Raw genomic sequence first — 25785 nt, 5'->3', positions numbered from 1 at the left:
GGTGCGTCAGCCTCCGAGGCGCGCAGCCGCGTCGACGTCGACGAGCCACAGCGTGGCGGCCTCGCCCTTCGGGCCGGCCGCGGGGACGTCCCAGCGGTCGGCGCCCGGTGCCAGCGCCGCCGCTACGGCGTCGGCCTTGTCGGAACCGGCGACGAGGAACCACACCTCCCGGCTGCGCTCGAAGCACTCGAACGTCAGGCTGACCCGGTCGGGCGGGGGTTTCGGCGACTCGTGGACCGCCACGGCGATCTCGTCGGCCCGGCGCTGCGCCGGGTGGTGCGGGAAGAGCGAGGCGACGTGGCCGTCGGGACCGACGCCGAACAGAACGACGTCCCACGCCTTCTGCCCGTGCTCCCGGATGGTCTGGGCGTATGCCGCAGCGCTGGCCTCGGCGCTCTCCGACGCCTCAGGTCCGGCCACCCGGTGGACCTTGGCCGGGTCGAGCCCCAGCGAGTTGAGCCCGGCCTCGTCGTTCTGGGTGTCGTTGCGGTCGGGGTCGCCGGCCGGCAGGTAGCGCTCGTCGCCCCACCAGACCCGCACCCGCGACCAGTCCACGGCCGAGCGGCCCGGCGTGCGAAGGACGGAGGCGATGATCGACGACCCCATCGAGCCGCCCGTCAGAGCGACCTGCGCCTCGGGGTTGCGGGTCTGCGCGTCGAGCAGGGCCGTCACCAGCCTGGCCGCGGCCGCATCGGCGAGGGCCTGCTTGTCCGGATGGACGAGGACCCGTGGGTCGGCCGTCACGGGGACGCCGCCGGCTTCGCCGTGGCTTGTTGTTTGGTCGTACCCCGCTTCGCCGTCGCACGCTTGGCGGTGGTCTGCTTGGCGGCAGCCCTCTTGGCCGGGGTCCGCTTGGCCGTGCTGGTCCTGGACGTCGACCCTTCCGCGCTGGCAGCGACCTCGGCCGTCTTCTGGCGGTCCTTGGCGGCCTGCTTCTCGCGTGGCGTGCGCTTGCCGGCGAGCTTGCGCACCGTGGCGGCGTGGACGTCGGCGGTCTCGGCGTGCTCCGGGGCCGGTGGTGCGGTGATCATCGCGCTGGCCTCCTTCGCCGACTCGTCGCGCCCGAGGCGGGCGGCGAGGCGCCGGGACTCGGCCGGGTCGGGAGCCTTGCCCGCCTTGGCTGCGGCGGCGGCCGTGAGTCGCACCGGCTGCAGGGCGCTGAGGCCGTGCAGCAGGGCGTCCTCGTAGGCGTCGTCGGGGTCGAGGCGGCGCAGCTCGTCGGCGAGGCACTCCGGGAGCTCGCGTCGCGGCAGGCTGATCCGGCGGTCCGGCTGGCCCACCTGCGACAGGGTGGCGACGACGTCACCGGGACGCACGAGGTCGATGGGTCCGCTCTTGCGCTCGAGGCGCACGGAGCTGATCCCGGAGCCGCGCGGGGTCGACACCCGGTGCACCGGCACCTTGAGCCGACGTGAGAGCCAGGCCGCGAGCAGGTCGGAGGACGGCGAGTCGGGCGCGCCACTGACGACGGCGCCGGTGATCGGCTCGTAGGGCGGCTGGTCCAGGGCCGCGGCGAGCAGCCCACGCCAGCGCGTCAGTCGCGTCCACGCGAGGTCGGTGTCGCCCGGCGCGTAGTTCGCCGCCCGCTTCTTGAGCATGAGCCGCGGGTTGCGGTGCTCGGCCGCGTCGGTGATGCGGCGTTGGGCCATGGCGCCGATCGGGTCCTTGGCAACGTCCGCCGGCGCCTCGCCCGGCCACCAGGCCACGATGGGGGAGTCCGGCAGCAGCAGTGGCACGACGACGCTCGGCCCGTGGTTGGCCAGGGCTCCGTAGAGCCGGAGGACGACGATCTCGCTGGCGCCGGCGTCACCGCCGAGACGGATCTGCGCGTCGAGGCGGTTCTTGCCGCGCCGGTCGCCGGAGATGACCACGACGATGCGGCAGGGATGCTGGCGGCTGGCCTGGTTGGCCACCTCGATGGCAGTGCCGGCGTCGGTGTCCTCGACGACCACGACGAGGGTGAGCACGCGACCGAGAGCCATCGCGCCGACCTCGTTGCGGAGGCGAACCAGGGTCTTGCTGATGCCCGTGGTCGTGGTGTCGGTGAGGTCGCGGATCACGGCATCCTCCACTTGCGTCCGTCGCGTTCGAGCATCTGGTCGGCCGACGGCGGCCCCCACGTGCCGGCGGGGTACTGCTCCGGCCTGCCGGCCTTGGCCCAGTGCTTCATCAGCGGGTCGAGGATCCGCCAGGACGACTCGACCTCCTCGTGACGGGGGAAGAGCGGCGGGTCGCCGAGCAGGACGTCGAGGATGAGGCGTTCGTACGCCTCGGGCGAGGCCTCGGTGAACGACGAGCCGTAGCCGAAGTCCATCGTCACGTCCCGGACCTCCATCTGCGCGCCGGGCACCTTCGAGCCGAAGCGGAGGGTGACGCCCTCGTCGGGCTGCACCCGGATGACGATGGCGTTCTGGCCGAGCTCCTCCGTCGCGGTGTGCTCGAAGGGCAGGTGCGGGGCCCGCTTGAAGACCACGGCGATCTCGGTGACGCGCTTGCCGAGCCGCTTGCCGGTGCGCAGGTAGAACGGGACACCCGCCCAGCGGCGGGTGTCGACCTCGAGGGTCACGGCGGCGAAGGTCTCGGTGACCGACTTGGGGTCGACGCCGTCCTCCTCGAGGTAGCCGACGACCTCCTCGGCGCCCTGCCAACCACGCGCGTACTGCCCTCGGGCCGCGCCCTTGTCGAGGTCGGCAGGCAGCCGCACGGCCGAGAGCACCTTCTCCTTCTCGCCTCGAAGGTCCTTGGCGTCGAACGAGACCGGCTCCTCCATCGCCGTCAGGGCGAGCAGCTGGAGCAGGTGGTTCTGGATGACGTCGCGGGCGGCGCCGATGCCGTCGTAGTAGCCGGCACGGCCCGCGATGCCGATGTCCTCGGCCATCGTGATCTGCACGTGGTCGACGTAGTTGGCGTTCCACACCGGCTCGAACAGCTGGTTGGCGAAGCGCAGGGCCAGCAGGTTCTGGACCGTCTCCTTGCCGAGGTAGTGGTCGATGCGGAAGACCGAGTCCTGCGGGAAGACGCTCTCGACGATCCGGTTGAGCTCCTGGGCGCTCTTGAGGTCGTGGCCGAACGGCTTCTCGATGATGACCCGTCGCCAGCTCTCGCCCTGCGCCTTGGTCAGGCCGCAGCGCTCGAGCTGCTCGCACACCGTCGCGAAGAAGCCCGGGGGGATGGAGAGGTAGAAGGCGTGGTTGCCGCCGGTGCCGCGGTCCTCGTCGAGCTCGGCGACCGTCTTCGCGAGCAGGTCGAAGGCTGCCGGGTCGTCGAACGTGCCTGGCACGAAACGAAAGCCCTCGGACAGGTTGCGCCAGACGTCCTCGCTGAACGGGGTGCGCGCGTGCTGCTTGACGGCGTCGTGGACGACCTGTCCGAAGTCCTGGGCCGCCCAGTCGCGCCGGGCGAAGCCGACGAGCGAGAAGCCCGGCGGCAGCAGCCCGCGGTTGGCGAGGTCGTAGATGGCCGGCATGAGCTTCTTGCGGGCGAGGTCACCGGTCACACCGAACAGCACGAGACCGCAGGGTCCCGCGATGCGGGGGAGGCGCTTGTCCTCGGCGGTCCGCAGTGGGTTCTGGCCGTGCGCGATGCGCGTCGGGCTCATGCACGCCCTCCTGCAAGGAGAGCCTCGCGGAGCTGGGCGAGCCCGGCGTCGTGGTCGGTGAGGTGCAGGCGCAGCACGGGGCGACCGTGGTCGGCGAGCACCGCGGCGTCCCCGCCGGCCTGCGAGGCGATGAAGTCGCCGAAGGTGAATTCACGGCCGGGGATGGGAAGGTCCTGCTTCGGTGTCGTCGTGATCTGCAGGTAGACACCCTGGGCTGGGCCGCCCTTGTGGAACTGGCCCGTCGAGTGCAGGAACCGCGGCCCCCAGCCGAAGGTCGTGGGGCGCTCGGTGCGCCGGGCAAGCGCCACGCGGCACTCGGCGAGGTCGGCATCGGCCAGACGGTCGAGGTAGGCCATCACAGCGACGTAGCCGCGCTGCGAATCGAGTTGAGCGAAGAGCGCGTCCAGTGCCGCCGGCACGGTGCGCGCGTCGCCGAGCCAGTCGCCGGAGCCCCCGAGGGCCCGGATCTCGACGGCGCCGTCGGTGGCGGCGGCGTCGTCGCTCTGGCCCAGGCCCTGGTCGAGCAGCGTGCGGGCGGCCTTCTTGGCGCTCTCGACGTCGGGCTGGTCGAAGGGGTTGATGCCGAGCAGACGGCCGGTCACGGCCGTGGCCACCTCCCAGAGCAGCAGCTGGGCGCCGAGGGCCCCACCCACGCGGATCTCGGAGCCGGCAGCCCCACCGGCGTCGGCCTGGGCATCGACCTCGGCATCGGCGTCGACCAGTCGCGCGACGGTGACGTCCGGTGCGGGCCCCGTGACCTCGGGGGCGTCGTCACCCCCGACGACGACGGGCAGGACGCCGGTGCCGCTCTTGCCGGTCGACTCGGCGATGAGCTGCTCCGCCCAGTCGGCGAACCCGACGATGCCGGAGCCGTCGTCGACGAGGACGAGCTTGTCGCGCAGCGGGTCGGTGCCGCCCATGGCGGCCCCGAGACGCAGTCCCGGGTTGGCGTCGTCGTCGGCAGCCAGCACGTCGGCGACGGACTCCGCCTCGTCCAGGAGCGCCTCGACGTCGACTCCGGCGAGGCCGCTCGGCACGAGCCCGAAGGCGGTCAGCGCCGAGTAGCGGCCGCCGACCTCAGGGTCGGCGTTGACGACGCGGTAGCCCTTCTCGCGCGACTCCTGGTCGAGCGGGCTGCCGGGGTCGGTGACGACGACGATGCGGGCCGTCGGGTCGATGCCGGCGTCGGTGAACGCCTGCTCGTACGCGCGTCGCTGGGAGTCGGTCTCGACGGTGGAGCCGGACTTGCTCGACACCACGACGACGGTGCGGTCGAGGTCCTCACCGAGCGCACGGCGTACGTAGTCGGGGTCCGAGGAGTCGAGCACGACGAGCGGCTTGCCGGCCGTCGCGCAGATGACCTCCGGTGCGAGCGACGATCCACCCATGCCGCAGAGCACGACGTGCGTCAGGCCCTGTTCGGCGAACGACTCACGGAGGGCGGCGATCTCGCCGACGAGTGGACGGGAGGAGCGCGAGAGGCCGACCCACGACAGACGGATCCGTGACTCGGACTCTGCCTCGGGACCCCAGAGGGTGGCGTCCTTGGCGAAGAGCCGGCTGGCGACGGAGTCGTCGACGAGGGTCGGCACGTGCGTCCCGATCGCGTCCGCCGCTGCCCCTGATGCCGTGACGGACAGCGACGTCATGCGGTCACCTTCTCCATCTCTGCGGTGACGCCGTCCAGGAGCTCGCCCCACGCCTTCTCGAACTTCTCCACGCCCTCGCTCTCGAGCAGCTCGACCACCTCCGTGTAGGAGACGCCGACGCCCTCGAGGTCGTCGAGGACGTTGCTGGCGAGCTCGTAGCCGTCCGTCACGGTGTCGCCGTGGATGTCGCCGTGGTCGGCGGTCGCCTCGAGCGTCTTGCCGGGCATCGTGTTGACGACGTCCGCTGCGACGAGCTCGGTGACGTACATCGTGTCGGGGTATGCCGGGTCCTTGACACCCGTGGACGCCCAGAGGGGGCGCTGCACGTTGGCGCCGGCCTCGGCGAGCGAGCCCCAGCGCGGGGTGGAGAAGACCTCCTCGAACGCCTGGTAGGCGAGGCGCGCGTTGGCGAGGCCCGCCTTGCCCTTGAGGGCGCGGGCCTCGTCGGTGCCGACGGCGTCGAGGCGCTTGTCGATCTCGGTGTCGACGCGCGAGACGAAGAACGAGGCGACGGAGTGGATCTTCGCCAGGTCGTGGCCGTTGGCGTGCGCCTTCTCCAGGCCCTCGAGGTAGGCGTTCATGACGGCGCGGTAGCGCTCGAGCGAGAAGATCAGGGTCACGTTGACGCTGATGCCCTCGGCGATGGTGGCCGTGATGGCCGGCAGGCCCGCCTTGGTGGCCGGGATCTTGATGTGCACGTTCGGGCGGTCGACGGCGGCATGCAGCGCCTTGGCCTGCTCGACCGTCTTGTCGGTGTCGTGGGCGAGCCGCGGGTCGACCTCGATGGAGACGCGGCCGTCAACGCCCTCGGTCGACTCGTAGAGCGGCAGGAAGAGGTCGCACGCCTCGCGCACGTCGGAGGTCGTCAGCTCGAACACGACCTCCTCCACGTCCTTGCCGTCCTTGGTCAGCTTCGCGAGGTCGTCGTTGTAGCGCTCGCCCTTGGCCATCGCCGCCTGGAAGATCGACGGGTTGGAGGTGACGCCGACGACGTTGCGCTCCTCGATGAGCTCGGAGATCCTGCCGGTCTCGATGAGCTCACGGGAGAGGTCGTCGAGCCAGATGGAGACGCCTGCCTCCGAGAGTGCCTGGGTGTTCGGGTTGGTCATGCTGGTCACTTCCCCTTGCTCGTTGCGGATGCGGCTGCCGCGCGGGCGGCGTTGCCGCTGCCGGTGTGGTCCACGGCGCCCATGACGTCGGTGGAGGCGCTCTGGGCGGCGCGCGCCGGGTTGGTCTCGGTCACCCCGGGTGCGCTCTTCGCTCCGTTCCGGGCGGCCTTGAGGGAGTCCTTTGCGGCCTTGACGACGGCGTCGGCGGTGATGCCGAACTCACGGAAGAGCGTGGCCTGGTCGGCAGAGGCACCGAAGTGCTCGATGCTCACGATGCGCCCGGCGTCGCCGACGATGTCGTGCCAGCCCATGGAGATCCCGGCCTCGACGCTCACGCGGGCGCGAACCGCCGGCGGCAGGACCTTGTCCTGGTAGGAACGGCCCTGCTTCTCGAACCATTCCCGGCACGGCATCGAGACGACGCGCGTCGCGATCTTGGACTTCTCGAGCCGCTCGGCGGCCTCGACGGCGAGCTGGACCTCCGAGCCGGTGGCGACGAGGACGACGTCCGGGTCGCCGGGACGCGACTCCTCGACGAGGACGTAGGCGCCCTTGGCGACGCCGCTGAGCTTGCCGTACTTCTTGCGGTCCCACGTCGGCACGGGCTGGCGCGTCAGGCACAGTGCCGCGGGGCCGTCGGTGTTCGTGAGGATCTGGGCCCAGGCGGCCGCCGTCTCGTTCGCGTCCGCGGGACGCACGACGTCGAGGCCCGGGATGGCGCGCAGGGCGGCGAGGTGCTCGATCGGCTGGTGGGTCGGGCCGTCCTCGCCGAGGCCGATGGAGTCGTGCGTCCACACGTACGTGACGGGCGCCTGCTGGATCGAGGCGAGGCGGACGGCCGGGCGCATGTAGTCGGAGAAGACGAGGAAGGTGCCGCCGTAGGGACGGGTCAGGCCCTCGAGCGCGATCCCGTTGAGGATCATGCCCATGCCGTTCTCGCGGATGCCGAAGTGGAGCGTTCGGCCGTAGGGGCCGCCCTTCCACGAGCGCGTCTGCTTGCCGCTGGGGATGAAGGAGGGCTCGCCCTCCATCGTCGTGTTGTTCGACTCGGCGAGGTCGGCGGACCCACCCCAGAGCTCCGGCATGACGTCGGCGAGGGCGGTGAGCACCTTGCCGGAGGCGGCGCGGGTGGCGACGCCCTTCTCATCGGCAGGGAAGGAGGGCAGCGCCTTGGAGAGGCCTGCGGGCGCCTGCCCCGACAGGATCCGGTCGAGCAGCTGCGCGCGGTCCGGGTTGGCCTTGCGCCAGGCCTTGAACGACTTGTCCCACTCGCGGTGGGCCGCCTTGCCGCGCTTGACGACGTCGCGGGCGTGCTTCAGCACGGCGGGCTCGACGACGAAGCTCTTCTTCGGGTCGAAGCCGAGGAGCTCCTTGGTCGCCTCGACCTCGTCGTCGCCGAGCGCGGAGCCGTGCGACTTGCCGGTGTTCTGCTTGGTCGGCGCCGGCCACGCGATGATCGTGTGAAGCACGACGAGGGTCGGCTTGTCGGTCACCTTGTCACCGGAGCGGATCGCGGCGAGGAGGGCGTCGACGTCCTCGACGTAGGTGGCGCCGTCGGCGTCCTGGCGCCAGTCCACCTCGACGACGTGCCAGCCGTAGGCCTCAAACCGCGCGCCGACGTCCTCGCTGAAGGCGATGTCGGTGTCGTCCTCGATGGAGATCTGGTTGGCGTCGTAGAGGACGGTGAGGTTGCCGAGCTCCTGGTGGCCCGCGAGCGCGCAGGCCTCGTGGGAGACGCCCTCCTGCATGTCGCCGTCGGAGGCGATGACGTAGACGTGGTGGTCGAAGGGGCTCGTGCCCGGCTTCGCGTCCGGGTCGAAGAGCCCGCGCTGGCGGCGCTGCGCCATGGCCATGCCGACCGCCGAGGCGAGGCCCGAGCCGAGGGGCCCGGTCGTGATCTCCACGCCGGGGGTGTGGTGCACCTCGGGGTGACCAGGGGTCAGCGAGCCCCACGTGCGCAGCGACTTGAGGTCGTCGAGGGACAGGCCGTAGCCGCTGAGGTAGAGCTGGATGTACTGCGTGAGGCTCGAGTGCCCGCACGAGAGCACGAACCGGTCGCGTCCCAGCCACGCCGGGTCGGAGGGGTCGTGCGTCATGACGTTCTGGTAGAGCAGGTACGCGAGCGGCGCGAGGGACATGGCCGTGCCGGGGTGGCCGTTGCCGACCTTCTGCACGGCGTCCGCGGCGAGCAGACGCGTCGTGTCGACCGCGCGCACGTCGAGGTCGCTCCAGCCGGCCTTCTTCGCCACGGGCATCGGCAGACCCGGGTCGCGCTGTGCCAGCAGGCCCTTCGTCCTCGCCGTCCGCGAGGTGCTGGATCGGGTGGGATTCTTCGCCGTGGGGGCGGCGCTGGACGCAGCGGTGGGCACGGAACGGTTCTCCTTCGGCAAGGTGGGTCGCGTACTGCGACGAGCCTAGTCCCCGTGCTGTGAGGGATCACACCTCGCCCGAAGGGTGGTTCGGCGCCCCTCGGCGCGGTGCCGGCCGTCCGCGTTGACGGTCTAGACTTGCGACGCAATGCTTTCGTACCCCAGGGTCGGAGCGACGTACCAGCGGTGAGGATCTCAGTGACAACGGTGGACCCCCGCGCCGACCTCTCGGCGCTGCACGGTCCGAACGGCAGTGGGGTGAAGTTCCTCGTCGGACAGTACGTCTCGCTGATGAAGCCGCGGATCATCGAGCTGCTCCTCATCACGACCATCCCGGTGATGTTCCTGGCCGAGCACGGCGTGCCCAACCTCTGGCTCGTCGTCGCGACGGTCGTCGGTGGCACCCTGTCGGCCGGCGCCGCGAACACCCTCAACTGCTACATCGACCGCGACATCGACGCCGTCATGCACCGCACGAGCCGCCGGCCCCTGGTCACCGGCACGGTCAGTCCGCGGGGGGCGCTCGTCTTCGGCGTCGCGCTGACCGTCGCGTCGACCCTGTGGCTGGGACTGCTCGTCAACTGGCTGAGCGCGTGGCTCGCCCTGGGCGCCCTCGCCTTCTACGTCTTCGGCTACACCCTGCTGCTCAAGCGGCGCACGGCCCAGAACATCGTGTGGGGCGGCGCAGCGGGCTGCATGCCGGTGCTGATCGGGTGGTCGGCCGTCACCGGCTCGCTCAGCTGGTCGGCGTTCATCCTCTTCCTCGTCATCTTCTTCTGGACGCCGCCGCACTACTGGCCGCTGTCGCTGCGCTACAAGGACGACTACGCCACGGCGCACGTGCCGATGCTGCCGGTCGTCGAGCGCTTCGTCGTCGTCGCGCGGCAGATCGTCGCCTACTCCTGGGCGATGGTGCTGACCTCGCTCGCGCTCATCCCCGTCCAACACGTCGGCTGGGTCTACACCGCGGCGGCCGTGGTGGCCGGCGGGCTCTTCCTGACCGAGGCGCACCGACTGCTGGCCAGGGCGCGGGCCGGTGCGGCCGACGACGTCCTCAAGCCGATGCGCCTGTTCCACTTCTCGATCACGTACCTCACGATCCTGTTCGTGGGGGTCGCGCTCGACCCGATCTGGCACCTGCCGCTGCCGTTCCTCTCCTGAGCCCACCGAGGGCGTATGCCGTGTGCCGCGGTCAGGGGGTCGGCGCGCCGTCCTCGAGGTAGAGCGTGCCGCCCTCGTGGTGGTGCAGGGCCTTGAGCAGGCGTTCGTTGTAGGGCGCCACCCGACCGGGCCAGTCGTGCGGGCCTGTCCAGTGGACGTCTCGGATCTCGCGCTGCTGCAGGTGCGCCCGCTCGATGACGTCGGGCTCGATGGTGCCCAGGTCGAAGACGAAGGCCGTCGCGTCGGCCCAGCCGTGCAGGGCCGGGAGCCAGTTGACGGCGAGGAGCGGACCAGCCGTCACGACGAGGTCGAGCTCCTCGCGGACCTCGCGCACCACGCAGGCGGCGGGGGACTCGTGCCGGTCGACGACGCCTCCCGGCAGGTCCCAGTCGCGCTTGTAGACGAGCTCGCACAGGAGCACGTGTCCGGAGGGGGAGCGCAGGGCGCCCTGGCCGATGGCGCGCTTCGTCGGCAGCGTCGAGTCGAGCATCGCCGTGAAGCCCTGGCGCGAGTCGGGGTGCGCGTCGTCACGCCGGCGGCCGAGGACGAGGGTGTCCTGACGGGCGCCGCCCAGGGTGGTGTTGCCGCGCAGCAGTCCCTCGCGGCGCAGCCCGGCGCGCAGCGCAGTGCGCACCGCGGCGCGGTTGCCGGGGTTGACGTGCGCCTCGACGCGCTCGACGCCGAGACCGTCCCAGGCCCACTCGACGAGCAGGCGCACGGCCCGCCACGCGAGTCCCTGGCCCCGGTGTGGTGCGTAGACCGCCCAGGAGAGGACTCCGACCCCCAGGCCCTGGACGCGCACGTCGACGGTGCCTGCGGCCGACCCGCCCCACTCGACGAGGAAGGTCGCCCTGGACCGGTGGGCCCACTCGGTGTGCGTGCGCCGGATCCAGGCGTGGTGCTCCTCGGCGGTCGGCGGGGTGGCCGGGGAGTCGAACCAGCGGGCGATCTCGTCGTCGTGCAGGGAGCGCGTGGCGTCGCTGTCGTCCAGCGTCCACGGCCGCAGCACGAGCTCGCCCTCACGCAGGGTCGGCTGGTCGCTCACGACCCCAGCCTAGGCAAGCGTCCTGGGCCCGGAGTCAGACCGGGTGCCGCCGCGTCGCCAGGACCCCGAACGTCAGGGCGACCACGAGCAGGCTGGCGCCGAGCATGTGGGCGAGGACGAGCAGCTCGGGGAGCTTGGTGAAGTACTGGACGTAGCCGATGACGCCCTGGGCGATGGTCACGACGAGCACCATGGTCCAGGCTCGACGCGCATCGTCGGTCGTCGCCGAGATGCGCACCACCACGAGCGTGGCGATGACGAGCCCCGAGAAGAGCATCACGGCGTCCGCGTGCAGCCACGACACGGCCTGGGGGTCGAAGCCGGTGCGGGCCGGCCGGTCGGCGTCTCCCGAGTGGGGCCCCGAGCCCGTCACGACGGTGCCGAGCAGGAGGACGACCGCGCCGACCGCGCTCGTGACGATCGCGAGGGTCCTGGCGAGCGGGTGCACGACGAGCTCACCGGGGCCCGACACGTCATCGCGGGAGCCGCGCACCAGGGCGGTGGCCAGGGCGACGAGCACCATGGACAGCAGGAAGTGGCCCATGACGGTCCAGGGGTTCAACCCGGTGAGCACGCTGATGCCGCCGAGGACAGCCTGCGCCGGGATGCCGGCCAGGACGCCGATGGCCACGAGGTGGAGCCTGGGGCGGCGCGGCCAGTGGGTCAGCACGACCCAGAGCGAGGCGATGGCGAGCACCGCGACGACGAAGGTCAGCGTGCGGTTCCCGAACTCGACGAGGTCGTGGTAGGCGCTCTGCGGCGTGCGGACGGGCGTGAAGGAGCCGGGCTGGCACTCGGGCCAGGTGCTGCAGCCGAGGCCGCTGCCGGTCAGCCGCACGATCCCGCCGGTCACGACGATGCCCACCTCTGCGACGAGGTTGGCCATCAGGACCGGTCGGGCCCACCGGGCGGGAACGGCGGGCAGGTGGCTGGCGAGCCGGGCGAGACGGGGGGTGGCCGCCCGTGCGTCGGCGTCGCTCACGGTTCGCGTGGAGGACACCCCTCAAGGGTATGCCGCCGGGCCGGGACACCCGAACCAGCCTCGTGCCGGTCAGGCCAACGCGGTCCACACGACCTGCGCCCCAGCGTGCCCGGCGAGCACGACGGTGATGACCGCGATCGCAGCGGAGACCACCACGAGCGTCCCGGTCAAGACGTCGAAGGAACGCCGGCGCGGCGACTCCTCGTCTCGGGGCCGGGCGAACCACAGCGCGACCAGCGTCAGCACCATGAACGCCAGGCAGAACAGCTTGGCGCGGTCGCCCCACTCGACGTGCTCGCCGAGCAGGGCGGCGTCGGTGGTGCTCGCCCGCACCCGCACGACCCTGCGCTGCAGCGCCTCACCGCTCTCGGCCGCCACGTAGGCGGAGACGCCGGAGACGACGGCTCCGACGGCGGTCGGCCACCGCAGCAGGTGGCGCCACTCCGGTCGCACGACGTACGCGATGGCGCAGAGCGCCGACAGGGGCACCAGGACGACGACGGCATGGATCACGAGCACGTGCATGGGCAGACCGAAGATGTAGTCGAACACGTTGCCTCCAGGCCGGGCGGTCGTCAGGTCGTCGAAGGCGGCGGTGAGCCGTGCTCCGAGCGGTCCTGGGTGTCGCCAGTGTGTCCGGCTCAGTCGTCGAACTGGAAGAGACGCGCCGCGAGCACGGTGGCGACGAGCGCCCACGCGACGACGACGCCGAGGGCGGCGAGGTTCAGCTCTCCGCGCACCAGCGCCGACCGCAGGCCGTCGGCCAGGCCGCCCGAGGGCAGGTAGGCCGCAAGGTGCGAGAGCCCGGCCGGCAGCTGCGTACGGGGCACGATGACGCCGCCGAGGCCCAGCAGCAGGACCCACACGAGGTTGGCGACGGCGAGCACCGCCTCCGCCCGCAGCGTTCCCGCCAGCAGGAGGGCCAGCGCCACGAAGGCCCAGGTGCCCACGACGACGAAGAGGACGGCATACGCGATCCCGGCCGGCTCCGGGCTCCAGCCGAGCGCCAGGCCCAGCCCCGCGACCAATCCGATCTGCACGACCTCGACGGCCAGCGTGGCCAGCACCTTCGCGGCGACGAGACCGCCGCGGCCCAGAGGCGTGACGCCGAGGTAGCGCAGGACGGAGTAGCGGCGGTCGAAGCCCGTGGCGATGGCCTGGGACGTGAAGGCGGCAGAGACGACGCAGAGGGCGATGACACCGGGCGTCGCCACGTCGATGCGGATGCCCGGACCGAGCGACGGGGACGTGGTGAGGCTCAGCCCGACCAGCGCCATCGCCGGCAGGACGAGCGAGACGAGCAGCTGCTCGCCGTTGCGCAGGAGGCTGCCGACCTCGAATGCGGCTTGGGCCAGGACCCGACGTCGCGCGGGGGCGGCACGTCCCGTGGTCGAGGCCACGGGACCGGCTGACGTGCTCACGCGGCCCCCCTCCGGGTCAGGCTGAAGTAGACGTCCTCGAGCGAACGGCCGCCTGTCACTGCGTCGGGAGCCCCCTCCGCGACGGCGCGTCCGGCGTTCATGATGACGAGGTGGTCGGCGAGGCGGTCGGCCTCCTCGAAGGAGTGCGTCGTCACCACCACGGTGACCCCCGCCTCACGCTGCTCCGTCACGAGGTCCCAGACGTCGAGCCGGCCGTGGGGGTCGAGGCCGGCGGCCGGCTCGTCGAGGAAGAGCACCTCGGGGCGGCCGAGCAGCGAGGCGGCGAGGGCCAGCCGCTGTTTCTGTCCGCCCGAGAGCCGGCGCACCGTGGTCGAGGCGAAGTCCGTGACGCCCAGGCGCCGGGCGACGGCCTCCACGTCCATGGGTGCCGCGTAGAGGCGGGACAGATGGTGCAGCAGGCGCAGCGGCTTCGTGCCGTTGGGCAGCCCGCCCGCCTGCAGCATCACGCCGACCCGGGCCCGGTGGTCGGCGCTCGCCTGCCACGGGTCCACGCCCAGCACGCGCACGTCGCCGGAGTCCGGACGGCCCAGGCCGACGGCGCACTCGATGGCCGTCGTCTTGCCTGCACCGTTGGGCCCGAGCACTGCTGTGATGCGGCCCGCAGGGGCCGACCAGCTCAGGCCGTCGAGCGCCGCCACCTGACCGAAGGTGCGGTGCAGGTCGGCCAGTGTCACCGCGGCGGTCATGGCTCATGAGTCTAGGCTCGGAGAGAGGAAGCCCGGTCATCGCGCCGTCGGCCGCGGAGCGCGTACCCTTCGTCCCGCCCCGGGCACGACCGCCGCCGGCCCGCTGCTCCCACCTCTCGCACCCGACGGAGACCGCACTCGTGAAGATCGACCCAGCCGCCCGGCCCTTCGCCGTCATGGCGGCCGCGCCCACGGTGATCACCGCGCCGGCCGGCCCGCCTCCCCGCGGCGGACCTCTCATGACCGGCGACACGGCCTCCGACGACCGCCCCCGCCGGCGGGACCGCGTGAGCCGGCGGATGCGGCTCGTCTCCGCCACGGGTGCCAGGGTCATCCCCCTCGACCGCCTCAACCCGCGCGTCCGCGCCCGGGCGACGCTCCCGAGCCTCTTCACCCTCGGCAACATGCTGTGCGGCTTCTCCTCGGTGCTGCTCTCCTTCCAGGGCCACTTCCGCACGGCCGCCGTCCTCGTCGGCATCTCGATCGTGCTCGACATCTGCGACGGCGCGGTGGCCCGGGCCGTCGGCGCCATCACGCCGTTCGGCCTGCAGTTCGACTCGCTGGCCGACCTCATCTCCTTCGGGATCGCCCCCGCCGTCCTCGTCTACACGTGGGCCCTGCCGGCCTACCCGGTCTGGGCCTGGGCGGGGGCGATGTTCTGGCTGGCGTGCGCCGCCTACCGCCTGGCCCGCTTCAACGTGACCATCGACCCGCTGGCCGACAAGCGCTACTTCGTCGGCCTCGCGAGCCCCGGCGCGGCAGGCGTGGTCATCTCCACTGTGCTCGCGATCGGCGACCCGCTCTACGACTGGGCGCCGCTGGTGCCGGTCGCCGCCGGCGTCGTCCCGGCCGCCCTGATGGCGTCCTCGTTCCGCTTCCGGTCCTTCCGCGACCTGCTCTCGCCCCGCCACCTGCGGATCACCGTCCCCCTGGTGGTCGTCATCGTGCTGGGGCTGGCGCTCTACCCGGGCCAGACCGGCATGGCGCTCGCCTACGGCTACGTGCTGACGTGTCCGCTCGGCTGGCTCACGGGTCCCCTGCGGCGACGGTGGTTCGGTCCCGACGCGGTGGCCCCGCCCCGCACCCGACTCCCCTCGGTGATCATGCCGCCGGAGTCCGACGAGGACGAGGACGAGGACGGCGGCGAGGACGGCGGCGAGGACGGCGAGGACCTCGCGGGCCTGGGGGACTGCGACGGTGGCCGGCGCCGCGAGCGGTAAGGGGCTCCTAACTGGAGTCCTGGGGGCAATTAGGTCACACTGGTGTGGTGTTTATCGGTGAGCATGCGCCGCGCGAGGCGAAGGACGGCGACCACGGGTCGCCGCTCGAGTCCCGCACCCGCTCGCGCGTGCTCCACATGGTCTCCGCAGACGGCCCCATCACGGCGGCCGAGCTCGGCCGCCACCTCGACCTGACACCCGCCGCGGTCCGGCGCCACCTCGACGTCCTCGTCGAGCAGGGTGCCGTCGTGCCGCACGAGCCCTCCGGTGGTCGCCGCGGCCGCGGTCGCCCCGCCCGCGCGTACGTCGTGTCCGACGCCGGCCACAGCGCGCTCGAGGCCGACTACGACTCTCTCGCCGTCGAGGTGCTGCGCTACCTCGAGCAGCACGCCGGTCCTGCAGCGGTGGCGGACTTCGCCCGCAGCCGGGTCGGCGACCTCGAGGAGCGGTATGCCGCCCGCCTCGCCGCCGCCGGCGACGACCCCTCCGCCCGCACGGCGGCCCTCGTCGAGGCGCTCAGCGAGGACGGCTTCGCGGCCACCGCGAGGCCGGTCGGGGCCGGCGGCCTGACCGGTGTCCAGCTGTGCCAGGGCCACTGCCCCGTGCAGCACGTCGCCACCGAGTTCCCCGCGTTCTGCGAGGCCGAGACCGACGCCTTCTCCCGCCTCCTGGGGGTTCACGTCCAGCGGCTCGCCACCCTGGCGGGCGGCCACCACGTGTGCACCACCTTCGTGCCGACCGGCGGAATCGGCGCCCGAGGCCGGAAGACCACGGCGTCCCCCGGTGTTGACCCAGTGGCCGCGACCACCGCACGCACGGTCACCGGCACGCGTACGCCCCGCACGAGCACGCCCCCCACCAGCAGCACCGACACGCTCACGCACGTCAAGGAAGGTTCCTCATGACCACCCACATCGAAGAGCTGAACCCCGGCCTCAAGGGCATCGGCACCTACGAGTACGGCTGGGCCGACAGCGACGTGGCCGGGTCCACGGCGCGTCGTGGGCTCAGCGAGGACGTCGTGCGCGACATCTCGGCCCGCAAGAGTGAGCCCGAGTGGATGACGAAGCTGCGCCTGAAGAGCCTCAGCCTCTTCGGCAAGAAGCCGATGCCCGCCTGGGGCTCGGACCTCACCGGCATCGACTTCCAGAACATCAAGTACTTCGTGAAGTCGACCGAGAAGCAGGCGGCCACGTGGGACGACCTGCCCGAGGACATTCGGAACACCTACGACCGCCTGGGCATCCCCGAGGCCGAGAAGCAGCGCCTCGTCTCCGGTGTCGCCGCGCAGTACGAGTCGGAGGTCGTCTACCACCAGATCCGTGAGGACCTCGAGGCCCAGGGCGTCATCTTCCTCGACACCGACACGGCGCTGAAGGAGCACGAGGACCTCTTCCGCGAGCACTTCGCGACGGTGATCCCGGCCGGCGACAACAAGTTCGCCTCGCTCAACACGGCCGTGTGGTCGGGTGGCTCGTTCATCTACGTGCCCAAGGGCGTCCACGTCGACATCCCGCTCCAGGCGTACTTCCGCATCAACACCGAGAACATGGGCCAGTTCGAGCGGACGCTGATCATCGCCGACGAGGGCTCCTACGTGCACTACGTCGAGGGCTGCACCGCCCCGATCTACAAGTCGGACTCGCTGCACTCGGCCGTCGTCGAGATCATCGTCAAGAAGAACGCCCGCGTGCGCTACACGACGATCCAGAACTGGTCCAACAACGTCTACAACCTCGTCACGAAGCGCGCGACGTGCGAGGCCGGCGCCACGATGGAGTGGGTCGACGGCAACATCGGCTCCAAGGTGACGATGAAGTACCCGGCCGTCTTCCTGATGGGCGAGCACGCCAAGGGCGAGACGCTCTCGATCGCCTTCGCGGGCGAGGGCCAGCACCAGGACACCGGCTCGAAGATGGTCCACGCGGCCCCCAACACGAAGAGCTCGATCATCAGCAAGTCGGTCGCCCGTGGGGGCGGTCGCGCGAGTTACCGCGGCCTCGTGCAGGTGCTCGAGGGCGCCTCGCACTCGGCCTCGACCGTGCGCTGCGACGCGCTGCTCGTCGACACGATCAGCCGCTCCGACACCTATCCCTACGTCGACATCCGCGAGGACGACGTCTCGATGGGTCACGAGGCCACGGTCTCCAAGGTGTCCGAGGACCAGCTCTTCTACCTCATGTCCCGCGGCATGGCCGAGGACGAGGCCATGGCGATGATCGTGCGCGGCTTCATCGAGCCGATCGCCCGCGAGCTGCCGATGGAGTACGCCCTCGAGCTGAACCGCCTCATCGAGCTGCAGATGGAAGGAGCCGTCGGCTGATGAGCCTTCTGGCTGACACGACCGCCCAGACGACCCAGACCACCGAGACCCAGCAGAGCGAGACCACGGTGCCCGACGCCGCCCCCACCGCCACCGCCACCGCGACCGTGCCGGGTGCCTCCGGGCACACCGACTCGGCCGCGGCCTTCGTGCCCGACCAGTCGCGTGCCGAGCGCACGGCGTCCTTCGACGTCGCCGCCTTCCCGCTCCCGAGCGGCCGCGAGGAGGACTGGCGCTTCACGCCCGTCAAGAAGCTCGCCGGCCTGCTGGCCGAGGGAGCGACCGGCCGGCTCGACTGGGCCACCTCCCTTCCGGAGGGCGTCACGACGTCGACGATCGGCGCCGAGCAGGCGCAGGCCCTCGGCATCCTGCCGCCCCAGGATCGCGCGGCAGCCGTCGCGGGAGCCGCGGCGGACGGTGCGCTGCTGCTTGACATCCCGGCCGAGGCCGAGCTCGACCAGCCCGTGCGCCTCTCGCTCGTCGGCCAGGGCGGCGAGCCCGTCCACGGCCACCTCGTCGTGCGCGCCGGACGCTTCTCCAAGGCGACCGTGGTCGTCGAGCACACTGGCTCGGCGCACTACTCGCAGCTCGTGTCGGTCATCACCGACGACGGCTCCGACCTGACCGTCGTGTCGGTGCAGCGCTGGGCCGACGACGCCCGCCACCTCGCCCAGCACGACGCGCTCGTGGGCCGTGACGCCCGGTACAGGCACCTGTCTGTGACGCTCGGCGGCGAGGTCGTCCGCGTCAACGCCAACGTGCGCTACGCCGGTCCGGGCGGTGACGCCACGCTGCTCGGCGTCTACTTCGCCGACGCCGGCCAGCACCTCGAGCACCGCTCGTACGTCGACCACAACGCGCCGCACTGCAAGAGCCGCGCCACCTACAAGGGTGCGCTCCAGGGCGAGACCGCCCGCACCGTGTGGGTCGGCGACGTCCTGATCCGCGCGGAGGCCGAGGGCACCGACACCTACGAGCTCAACCGCAACCTCGTTCTCACGGACGGCGCCCGCGCCGACTCGGTGCCGAACCTCGAGATCGAGACCGGCGAGATCCTGGGTGCCGGGCACGCCTCTGCCACAGGCCGGTTCGACGACCTGCAGCTGTTCTACCTGCAGTCGCGCGGCATCACCGAGGACGAGGCCAAGCGTCTCGTCGTCCGCGGCTTCTTCGCCGACATCATCCGTGAGATCCCGCTCGCCGACCTCCGCGACGAGATCACCGCGGCCATCGAGGACGAGCTCGCGTCGACCGCGTACGCCGCTCCCACCCAGCACACCCCCAGCCCTGACACCGCCAGCACCCACAAGGAGAACTGACCCATGAGCACGCTCGAGATCAAGGGACTGACGGTCTCGGTCGAGACCGAGGACGGCCCCAAGGAGATCCTGCGCGGGGTCGACCTCACCGTGAAGTCGGGGGAGACCCACGCGCTCATGGGGCCCAACGGCTCCGGCAAGTCGACGCTGGCCTACAGCATCGCCGGCCATCCGAAGTACACCGTCACCGGCGGCACCGTGACGCTCGACGGGGAGGACGTCCTCGCGATGAAGGTCGACCAGCGCGCCCGCGCCGGCCTCTTCCTCGCGATGCAGTACCCCGTCGAGGTCCCCGGGGTCACGGTGAGCAACTTCCTGCGCACGGCCAAGACCGCCATCGAGGGTGAGGCCCCCAAGTTGCGCACGTGGGTCAAGGACGTCAAGGCGGCGATGGGCAACCTGCGCATGGACCCCGCGTTCGCCGAGCGCAACGTCAACGAGGGCTTCTCCGGCGGCGAGAAGAAGCGCCACGAGATCCTCCAGATGGAGCTGCTCAAGCCGAAGATGGCGATCCTCGACGAGACCGACTCCGGGCTCGACGTCGACGCGCTCAAGATCGTCTCCGAGGGCGTCAACCGCGCCAAGGACGCGAGCGACCTCGGCGTCCTGCTCATCACGCACTACACACGCATCCTGCGCTACATCAAGCCCGACTTCGTGCACGTCTTCGTCGACGGCAAGATCGTCGAGGAGGGTGGCCCCGAGCTGGCCGACCGCCTCGAGGACGAGGGTTACGACCGCTACCTCACCGCGGCCCCCGCCGCGGCGGCCCAGGCCTGAGCCGAATGACCGACGTCCTGCCCTTCACGGACGGGGAGCTCGCCGCGATCCGCGGCGACTTCCCCATCCTGGCGCGCACGGTGCGCGACGGCAGGCCGCTCGTCTACCTCGACTCCGGGGCGACGTCGCACAAGCCGACGCCGGTCCTCGACGCCGAACGCGCGTTCTACGAGCAGCACAACGCCGCCGTCCATCGCGGCGCGCACCAGCTCGCAGAGGAGGCGACCGACGACTTCGAGGCGGCGCGGGCGACGATCGCCTCGTTCGTCGGCGCGCCAGCCGACGAGGTGGTCTTCACGAAGAACGCCACCGAGGCGCTCAACCTCGTCGCGTACGCCTTCTCCAACGCGGCCCCGACCGACGAGCCCAAGGACGAGCGGTTCCTGCTCGGCCCCGGTGACGAGATCCTCGTGACCGAGATGGAGCACCACGCCAACCTCGTGCCGTGGCAGGAGCTCGCTCGTCGCACCGGCGCGACCCTGCGCTGGGTGCCCGTCGACCACGACGGGGCGCTCGACGTCTCGGGCCTCGACGACCTGCTCACCGAGCGCACCAAGGTGTTCGCCTTCACCCACGTCTCCAACGTGCTCGGCACGGTCAACCCCGTCACCGAGCTCGCCGAGCGCGCGCACGCCGTCGGGGCACTCGTCGTCGTCGACGCGTGCCAGTCGGTGCCGCACCTCGCGGTCGACGTCGCCACCCTGGGCGCCGACTTCATCACCTTCAGCGGCCACAAGATGTACGGCCCCATGGGGGTCGGCGTGCTCTGGGGCCGCGGCGAGCTGCTCGAGGTCATGCCGCCCTTCCTCACGGGCGGCTCGATGATCGAGCTCGTCACGATGGAGCGCTCGACCTACGCGCCCGCACCGCAGAAGTTCGAGGCCGGCGTGCCGAACGCGGCGCAGGCCGTGGGACTGGCTGCCGCGATCCGCTGGATCGAGGACCTGGGCATCGAGCGCCTCCACGCGCACGAGGCCGCCCTCGTCGACCTGTTGCAGCGGGGTCTGGCCGAGCGCCCGTGGGTCCGCGTCGTCGGTCCCTCGGTCGGCACCCCGCGCGGCGGTGCCGTCGCGTTCGTCGTCGACGGCGTGCACGCCCACGACGTCGGACAGGTGCTCGACGATGCCGGGGTGGCCGTCCGCGTGGGCCACCACTGCGCGTGGCCGCTGCACCGTGCGCTCGGTGCCACTGCCACGACCCGCGTGTCGTTCGCCGTCCACAACACCGCCGCCGAGGTCGAGGCGCTGCTTGCGGCCCTCGACCGGGTGCCGGTGATCTTCGGCCTCGACATCGAACGGGAGGCCAGCTGATGGACCTCTACCAGGAGCTCATCCTCGAGCACTCGAAGCGGCCGCACCATGCAGGTCTGCGTGAGCCGTTCGACGCCGAGGTGCACCACATCAACCCGACCTGCGGCGACGAGGTGACCCTGCGGGTCGACGTCTCGGGCACCGGCCCCGACGCCGTCGTCACCGACGTCTCGTACTCGGCCCAGGGCTGCTCGATCTCCGTCGCCAGCTCGTCCGTGCTCGCCGAGGAGGTCATCGGCCACCCGGTTTCCGCGGCGCTCGAGACCTTCGCGGCCATGCGGTCCATGCTCACCTCCCGCGGCCAGGTCACCGGCGACGAGACGGTCATCGGTGACGGTGTCGCCTTCGCCGGTGTCTCGAAGTACCCCGCGCGCGTCAAGTGCGCCCTGCTCGGCTGGACCGCCTTCACCGACGCGCTGGCCCAGGCCGGCATCGACATCTCGTCCACGAGTCCCGCCTCCCCCCAAGGAGTTCCGTCATGACCCAGACCACCACCCCGCCCAACGTGGCCGACGTCGAAGAGGCCATGCGCGACGTCGTCGACCCCGAGCTGGGCATCAACGTCGTCGACCTCGGCCTCGTCTACGGCATCACCGTCGACGCGCAGTCGCACGCCGTCCTCGACATGACGCTGACCTCGGCCGCGTGCCCGCTCACCGACGTCATCGAGGACCAGACCGCACAGGCGCTCGAGGGCCTCGTCACGACGCACCGCATCAACTGGGTGTGGATGCCGCCGTGGGGTCCCGACAAGATCACCGAGGACGGCCGCGAGCAGCTGCGCGCCCTCGGCTTCAACCTCTGAGCGTGCACCACCAGCGCCCGTGACGACGCGCGTCATCGAGGTCGACCCCGCACGGTTCGACCGATGGATGACGGGCTTCGCCGAGCGCCACGGCCCCTACGACGCCGCCGAGGAGACCACTCCCGGCGGCGTCGTCGTCTCCGCTCGCGCGGCTGACGGCTCCACAGTCGTGGCAACGCCGTTCGCGCACGAGCCCCTCGGTGTCGTGCTCGTGCGGCGTGGGGGGTATGCCGTCGGGCTGGCCCGCGCCGGCGACTTCACGGCGTCGAAGGTCGGCACCCGCCACGTGCAGTCGCGCACCGCCGCAGGGGGGTGGTCCCAGCAGCGCTTCGCACGGCGCCGAGGCAAGCAGGCAGACGAGCTCGTCGACGCCGTGGTCGCGCACGCCCGCAGGGTGCTCCTGGGGGACGACGAGTCCCCACGCACGGGCGCGGACGGCATACCTCGCGCCCTGGTGGTCGGGGGTGACCGCGCGCTCGTGCGCGAGGTGCTCGGGGCGCCGGCACTGCGCGCCCTCGCCGGCCTGCCGATGCGCGAGCTCTACGACCTGCCGGACCCGAAGCGCGACGTGCTCGAGACGGCGCTGCGGCGCGGCCGAGCCACGCGCATCGAGCTCACGGAGCCCACCGATCCCTGAGAATCGAAAGAGCAGTTCGCCCCGGGAGAGCAGTTCGTCCGGGCGGACGAACTGCTCTTTCGATCGTGTCAGCGCCTCAGGTGACGGTGGGGACGCCGAAGGTGTTGCACTGGTTGAGGTCGCCGGTCTCGTAACCTTGGGTGAACCACTTCATCCGGGCCTGCGCGGAGCCGTGTGTCCAGGTCTCGGGGGTGACGCGGCCCTGCATCTTCTCCTGGATGCGGTCGTCGCCCACGGCCGAAGCCGCGGAGAGGGCGGACTTGATGTCGCTCTGGGTGATGGGCTTGAGCAGCGGGGTGCCGTTCGCGTCGGTGGTCTCGGTCGCGTGCTTGACCCAGGTGCCGGCGAGGCAGTCGGCCATCAGCTCCGTTCGGACGGCTCCCGAGTTGGCGCCCTGCGGGTCCTGCTGCGCCCGGTTCAGCAGGCCCAGCAGGTTCTGGATGTGGTGGCCGTACTCGTGGGCGATGACGTACTCCATGGCGAGCTGGCCACCGTCGGCGCCGAACTTGCTCGTCAGCTCCTGGAAGAAGCTCGCGTCGACGTAGACCTTGGAGTCGAGCGGGCAGTAGAAGGGACCCACCTGCGCGTTCGCCGTGCCGCAGCCCGACGGCGTCTGGCCCTGGTAGATGACCGTCTTCACCGGTTCGTAGTTCACCCGGTACTTCGGCAGGGTCTTGGTCCAGTAGTCCTGGACGCTGTTGACCGTGGCGACGATGAGGCACACGTCATTGCGGTTGGCGTCGGCGCCCGTCTTGCACTGGGAGAAGGAGGACCGGTCGACCTGGCCACCCGCCGAGAGCTGGCTGCTGTCGAGCTGCTGCGAGGGCAGGCCACTGGTCGAGCCGCCGTCGGAGCTGCCGCCGCCGAGGACGTTGCCGCCGAAGACGAGCGCGAGCACGAGCAGGATGAGGCCGCCGATGCCTCCGCCGACCTGGATGCCGCCGGGGAAGCCGCCGCCTCCTCCGCCGCTGCTGCCGCCGCTCTGCACCTGGGAGGTGTCGAGCTGCGCGTTGTCGTTGAAGCTCATCTGCCGCTCCTGGGCTCGGGACCGGGGAGCTCCCCCGATCCGGTCGAGATCACCCTAGTGCGGGGGGATCCTGGGTCGTCTGCTGCTCTGACGACGTACCCGCCTGGCGGCATAGGGTCTCCGGGTGACCCAAACCACGCACATCTTCTACCTCGTCGGGCCGCCCGCCGTCGGGAAGCTCACGGTCGCCCGCGAGCTGGAGCGGCGCACCGGCGCCATCGTCGTGGACAACCACCTCGTCAACGACCCGGTGTTCGTGCCGATGGGTGTCCACCGGGGTGAGGGCATCGAGGCGACCGACGAGCTGCGCGCCCGGGTCCTCGACATCGTCCACGAGGCCGCCGAGCTCGCTCCACCGTCGTTCAGCCACGTCTTCACCAACTGGCTGCCGGACGAGCCGGACAACGCGGCCATCCTCGAGCGGCTCCGGCGTCTCGCGCGGCGCCGTGGGGCCGGCTTCGTGCCGGTCTGGCTGAGCGCCGACGCAGACGAGCTGGCGGCCCGGGTGGCGCGCCCCGAGCGGTCGCGCCGGGCGAAGCTGATGGACCCGACGGTGCTGCGGTCGTTGCTGTCCATCCCGCAGCTACCCGCTCCGGCGGACGCCGTCGAGCTGGACACGACACGGCTGCGCTCCGAGGAGGTCGCCGACCGGATCCTCGACCGCCTCGGCTGACAACAGCCCCCAGACCCCGGCGGACAGGGCCCGCCGACGGACGCGGAAGCCCTCCTCCTCTCCGTTGGGTATGCCGCTCAACGTGACGACCACCGACCTGCGACCTCTCGGCGACACTCTGACGAGCGCACGGGCCACGCGCACCGCTCCCGTCGCCTCGACCTCGCCCCGCCCGCTGCCGAAGCGGCCCCGCCGGCACTACCTCGTTCCTGTCGTCATCGCGTGCGCGCTCCTGCTGACGGAGGCCTTCAGCCAGGCCGTGACCCCGTTCATCCGCCAGGACGACTGGCCGTTCCTCGTGCCCGCCCGCACCCCGGGCGTGACGCCCGTGGCCGACCACGAGCTCAACGAGGGCCGCTGGCTCAACTCCCTGTGGTGGGCGGTGGTCGGCCAGCACGGCACTCCCACCTCGGCGGCGATCACGTATGCCGTCGGCTACGCCCTTCTCGTGGCCGGGATGTGGCGTGTGCTGCACCTCGCAGGCATCCGCCCCCGAGCGGCGGTCGATGCACTTCTCGGGGTCGGCCTCTACGCGTCCGCCGTCTGGGTGCAGCTGCTCTACTGGCCCGGGGTGCTGACGCCGTCGGTGCTCGTCGCGGCCGGCGCCTTGTGGACCCTGCCCTGGGCGGCGCGGTCGAGGTGGCGCCTGGGGCCGTGGCTGGTCGGCTGGGAGGCCGCCGCGGTCCTGACCTACCCCCCGGTGGGCGTGCTGCTCGCGGTCTTCGCCGTCGTGCTCCTGCGTGAGGCGCGGTGGCGGGCGGTTCTCGCAGTCCTGGCGGGATGGTTGGCCGGGTTCGCCGTCGGGGTCGGGGTGGCGTACCTCCTGAACTGGCTGGAGCACGGCTACTTCGGCATCAAGATCGCCTACTGGCGCAACCCTCACCCGCTCACCTCGGCCGGCGCCCTGGCGACGAACTCAGCAGCCTGGGCACGGGCCGCCGGAGCCCTCTGGGCCGAGCAGTGGTGGGCGGCCGCCGTGGCCGTCGGGGCCATCGGGCTGGGGTTGCGGGACGTCGCCGTACGACCTCGTATGCAGCGTCTCCTGGTGGGGCTCGCCCTTGCCGGCGGGCTTGACGCCGCGCAGGCCCTCATCACGGGGGTCGTGACAGAGAGCCGTGGCCAGCTGTGGACCTGGTACGTCGCCGTGCTACCCGTGGCCCTGCTGCTCGGCGCGCCACCGTCACGCCGCGTCGGCGTCCCCTTCGCTCGTCGACGCGGTGTCCCCGTGGGGCGTCTGGCCGCAGCCGGCCTGGTCGTCCTCGTCGTGGGGGGCGTGCTCACTTGGCGCTCGGACGTGGGCGAGCACCAGGCCACCCGGCTGCAGTACGCCGCGATGGCCGAGGCAGCCACCCGGGTCGATGCCGACGGCATGCGTCCGGTCGTCGTCGTCTACCAGGATCCAGCCCTGGTCCACACCCGCGAGGGTGGCATCATGGCCGGCACGCTGAGGATGGCGGTCCGGTCCGACAACGGCGACGTGCTGCCCCTGTGGTGTGCTCCGAGGCAGTGCCGCCGGATCGTCGCAAGGGCCGGCTCCGGGTCGGTCGTCGACCTCGGGCGCGTCGGGTCGCAGCCGCGCGTGGTGGGCGTCATCGTGCCGGACCCGCCGCGGTGGATCTATCCCGACGGCGACCTCGGCACGTAGGAGCT

Annotated in this window: 24 protein-coding genes; 12 read left to right on the top strand and 12 right to left on the bottom strand. The window is 71.6% G+C overall.

All coding sequences use genetic code 11. The features are described from left to right. Positions 1-6: 6 nt before the first annotated feature. Genes pgl through tkt form a run of 6 tightly spaced genes read right to left on the bottom strand, consistent with a single transcriptional unit; the run spans position 7 to position 8725 of the window. On the bottom strand, positions 7-744 hold the full coding sequence (gene pgl / locus AC3WRT_RS10350) for a 6-phosphogluconolactonase (protein ID WP_492721557.1): 738 nt from the start codon (positions 742-744) through the stop codon (positions 7-9). Further along, complete coding sequence (locus AC3WRT_RS10345) at positions 741-2060, bottom strand: glucose-6-phosphate dehydrogenase assembly protein OpcA (protein WP_492721555.1); 1320 nt, start codon at positions 2058-2060, stop codon at positions 741-743. Before AC3WRT_RS10345 ends, pgl begins: the two co-directional genes overlap by 4 nt. Beyond that, positions 2057-3598: a glucose-6-phosphate dehydrogenase gene (zwf, locus tag AC3WRT_RS10340; protein WP_492721553.1), complete on the bottom strand. Its 1542-nt coding sequence runs from the start codon at positions 3596-3598 to the stop codon at positions 2057-2059. The genes AC3WRT_RS10345 and zwf overlap by 4 nt, the downstream gene beginning before the upstream one ends. Continuing rightward, positions 3595-5247 (bottom strand): phosphoglucose isomerase-related protein, encoded by a 1653-nt coding sequence (locus AC3WRT_RS10335; protein WP_492721551.1) that lies wholly within the window; start codon positions 5245-5247, stop codon positions 3595-3597. The genes zwf and AC3WRT_RS10335 overlap by 4 nt, the downstream gene beginning before the upstream one ends. Further along, positions 5244-6356 carry a transaldolase gene (gene tal, locus AC3WRT_RS10330; protein ID WP_492721548.1) on the bottom strand — a complete coding sequence of 371 codons (1113 nt, stop codon included), beginning with the start codon at positions 6354-6356 and terminating at the stop codon, positions 5244-5246. The genes AC3WRT_RS10335 and tal overlap by 4 nt, the downstream gene beginning before the upstream one ends. 5 nt (positions 6357-6361) lie before the next feature. Beyond that, positions 6362-8725, bottom strand: a complete 2364-nt coding sequence (tkt, locus tag AC3WRT_RS10325) for a transketolase (RefSeq protein WP_492721546.1) — start codon at positions 8723-8725, stop codon at positions 6362-6364. Between the two features lie 186 nt (positions 8726-8911). Here tkt and AC3WRT_RS10320 point away from each other — a divergent pair, with 186 nt between their 5' ends. Continuing rightward, the gene (locus tag AC3WRT_RS10320; protein ID WP_492721544.1) at positions 8912-9886 is read left to right on the top strand and encodes a heme o synthase; all 975 of its coding nucleotides are present in this window, start codon (positions 8912-8914) and stop codon (positions 9884-9886) included. 31 nt (positions 9887-9917) lie between these two features. Here the strand turns inward: AC3WRT_RS10320 and AC3WRT_RS10315 are convergent, their stop codons facing one another. The 5 genes from AC3WRT_RS10315 to AC3WRT_RS10295 form a co-directional block, all read right to left on the bottom strand. Next, positions 9918-10931, bottom strand: a complete 1014-nt coding sequence (locus AC3WRT_RS10315) for an NUDIX hydrolase (protein WP_492721541.1) — start codon at positions 10929-10931, stop codon at positions 9918-9920. A 34-nt stretch (positions 10932-10965) separates the two neighbouring features. After that, on the bottom strand, positions 10966-11931 hold the full coding sequence (locus AC3WRT_RS10310) for a COX15/CtaA family protein (RefSeq protein ID WP_492721540.1): 966 nt from the start codon (positions 11929-11931) through the stop codon (positions 10966-10968). A 51-nt stretch (positions 11932-11982) separates the two neighbouring features. Beyond that, positions 11983-12465, bottom strand: coding sequence for a DUF2231 domain-containing protein (locus AC3WRT_RS10305; RefSeq protein ID WP_492721538.1), 483 nt, complete (start codon positions 12463-12465; stop codon positions 11983-11985). Positions 12466-12554: 89 nt separating this feature from the next. Then, positions 12555-13334, bottom strand: a complete 780-nt coding sequence (locus AC3WRT_RS10300) for an ABC transporter permease (RefSeq protein ID WP_492721536.1) — start codon at positions 13332-13334, stop codon at positions 12555-12557. Continuing rightward, entirely contained in the window at positions 13331-14041 is a 711-nt protein-coding gene (locus AC3WRT_RS10295) for an ABC transporter ATP-binding protein (protein ID WP_492721533.1), read from the bottom strand. The genes AC3WRT_RS10300 and AC3WRT_RS10295 overlap by 4 nt, the downstream gene beginning before the upstream one ends. 140 nt (positions 14042-14181) lie before the next feature. On the opposite strand from AC3WRT_RS10295, the gene AC3WRT_RS10290 reads away from it, so the two are divergent. Genes AC3WRT_RS10290 through AC3WRT_RS10250 form a run of 9 tightly spaced genes read left to right on the top strand, consistent with a single transcriptional unit; the run spans position 14182 to position 22435 of the window. Continuing rightward, the gene (locus tag AC3WRT_RS10290) at positions 14182-15261 is read left to right on the top strand and encodes a CDP-alcohol phosphatidyltransferase family protein (RefSeq protein ID WP_492721530.1); all 1080 of its coding nucleotides are present in this window, start codon (positions 14182-14184) and stop codon (positions 15259-15261) included. 47 nt (positions 15262-15308) lie between these two features. Next, positions 15309-16166: a helix-turn-helix transcriptional regulator gene (locus AC3WRT_RS10285; RefSeq protein ID WP_492721528.1), complete on the top strand. Its 858-nt coding sequence runs from the start codon at positions 15309-15311 to the stop codon at positions 16164-16166. Beyond that, the gene (gene sufB, locus AC3WRT_RS10280; protein WP_492721526.1) at positions 16163-17584 is read left to right on the top strand and encodes a Fe-S cluster assembly protein SufB; all 1422 of its coding nucleotides are present in this window, start codon (positions 16163-16165) and stop codon (positions 17582-17584) included. Before AC3WRT_RS10285 ends, sufB begins: the two co-directional genes overlap by 4 nt. Before the next feature lie 8 nt (positions 17585-17592). After that, positions 17593-18903 carry a Fe-S cluster assembly protein SufD gene (gene sufD, locus AC3WRT_RS10275; RefSeq protein WP_492721654.1) on the top strand — a complete coding sequence of 437 codons (1311 nt, stop codon included), beginning with the start codon at positions 17593-17595 and terminating at the stop codon, positions 18901-18903. 3 nt (positions 18904-18906) lie between these two features. Further along, positions 18907-19683 (top strand): Fe-S cluster assembly ATPase SufC, encoded by a 777-nt coding sequence (gene sufC / locus AC3WRT_RS10270; RefSeq protein WP_492721524.1) that lies wholly within the window; start codon positions 18907-18909, stop codon positions 19681-19683. 5 nt (positions 19684-19688) lie between these two features. After that, positions 19689-20993 carry an aminotransferase class V-fold PLP-dependent enzyme gene (locus tag AC3WRT_RS10265; RefSeq protein ID WP_492721520.1) on the top strand — a complete coding sequence of 435 codons (1305 nt, stop codon included), beginning with the start codon at positions 19689-19691 and terminating at the stop codon, positions 20991-20993. Continuing rightward, on the top strand, positions 20993-21475 hold the full coding sequence (gene sufU, locus AC3WRT_RS10260; protein WP_492721519.1) for a Fe-S cluster assembly sulfur transfer protein SufU: 483 nt from the start codon (positions 20993-20995) through the stop codon (positions 21473-21475). Before AC3WRT_RS10265 ends, sufU begins: the two co-directional genes overlap by 1 nt. After that, on the top strand, positions 21472-21798 hold the full coding sequence (locus tag AC3WRT_RS10255; RefSeq protein WP_492721517.1) for a metal-sulfur cluster assembly factor: 327 nt from the start codon (positions 21472-21474) through the stop codon (positions 21796-21798). The genes sufU and AC3WRT_RS10255 overlap by 4 nt, the downstream gene beginning before the upstream one ends. A 19-nt stretch (positions 21799-21817) precedes the next feature. Further along, the gene (locus AC3WRT_RS10250) at positions 21818-22435 is read left to right on the top strand and encodes an acVLRF1 family peptidyl-tRNA hydrolase (RefSeq protein WP_492721515.1); all 618 of its coding nucleotides are present in this window, start codon (positions 21818-21820) and stop codon (positions 22433-22435) included. Between the two features lie 76 nt (positions 22436-22511). Here AC3WRT_RS10250 and ypfJ read toward each other — a convergent pair whose 3' ends face one another. Continuing rightward, on the bottom strand, positions 22512-23462 hold the full coding sequence (gene ypfJ, locus AC3WRT_RS10245) for a KPN_02809 family neutral zinc metallopeptidase (RefSeq protein WP_492721513.1): 951 nt from the start codon (positions 23460-23462) through the stop codon (positions 22512-22514). Positions 23463-23586: 124 nt separating this feature from the next. Here ypfJ and AC3WRT_RS10240 point away from each other — a divergent pair, with 124 nt between their 5' ends. Further along, positions 23587-24135 carry an AAA family ATPase gene (locus AC3WRT_RS10240; protein ID WP_492721512.1) on the top strand — a complete coding sequence of 183 codons (549 nt, stop codon included), beginning with the start codon at positions 23587-23589 and terminating at the stop codon, positions 24133-24135. A gap of 82 nt (positions 24136-24217) precedes the next feature. Continuing rightward, positions 24218-25780, top strand: coding sequence for a hypothetical protein (locus AC3WRT_RS10235; RefSeq protein WP_492721510.1), 1563 nt, complete (start codon positions 24218-24220; stop codon positions 25778-25780). Positions 25781-25785: the final 5 nt, after the last annotated feature.

It is taken from the genome of Terrabacter sp. FW104-15G4B, assembly GCF_058790095.1.
Note: the sequence above shows the minus strand (reverse complement) of the source record. Positions and strands in the feature narration are given on the sequence as shown.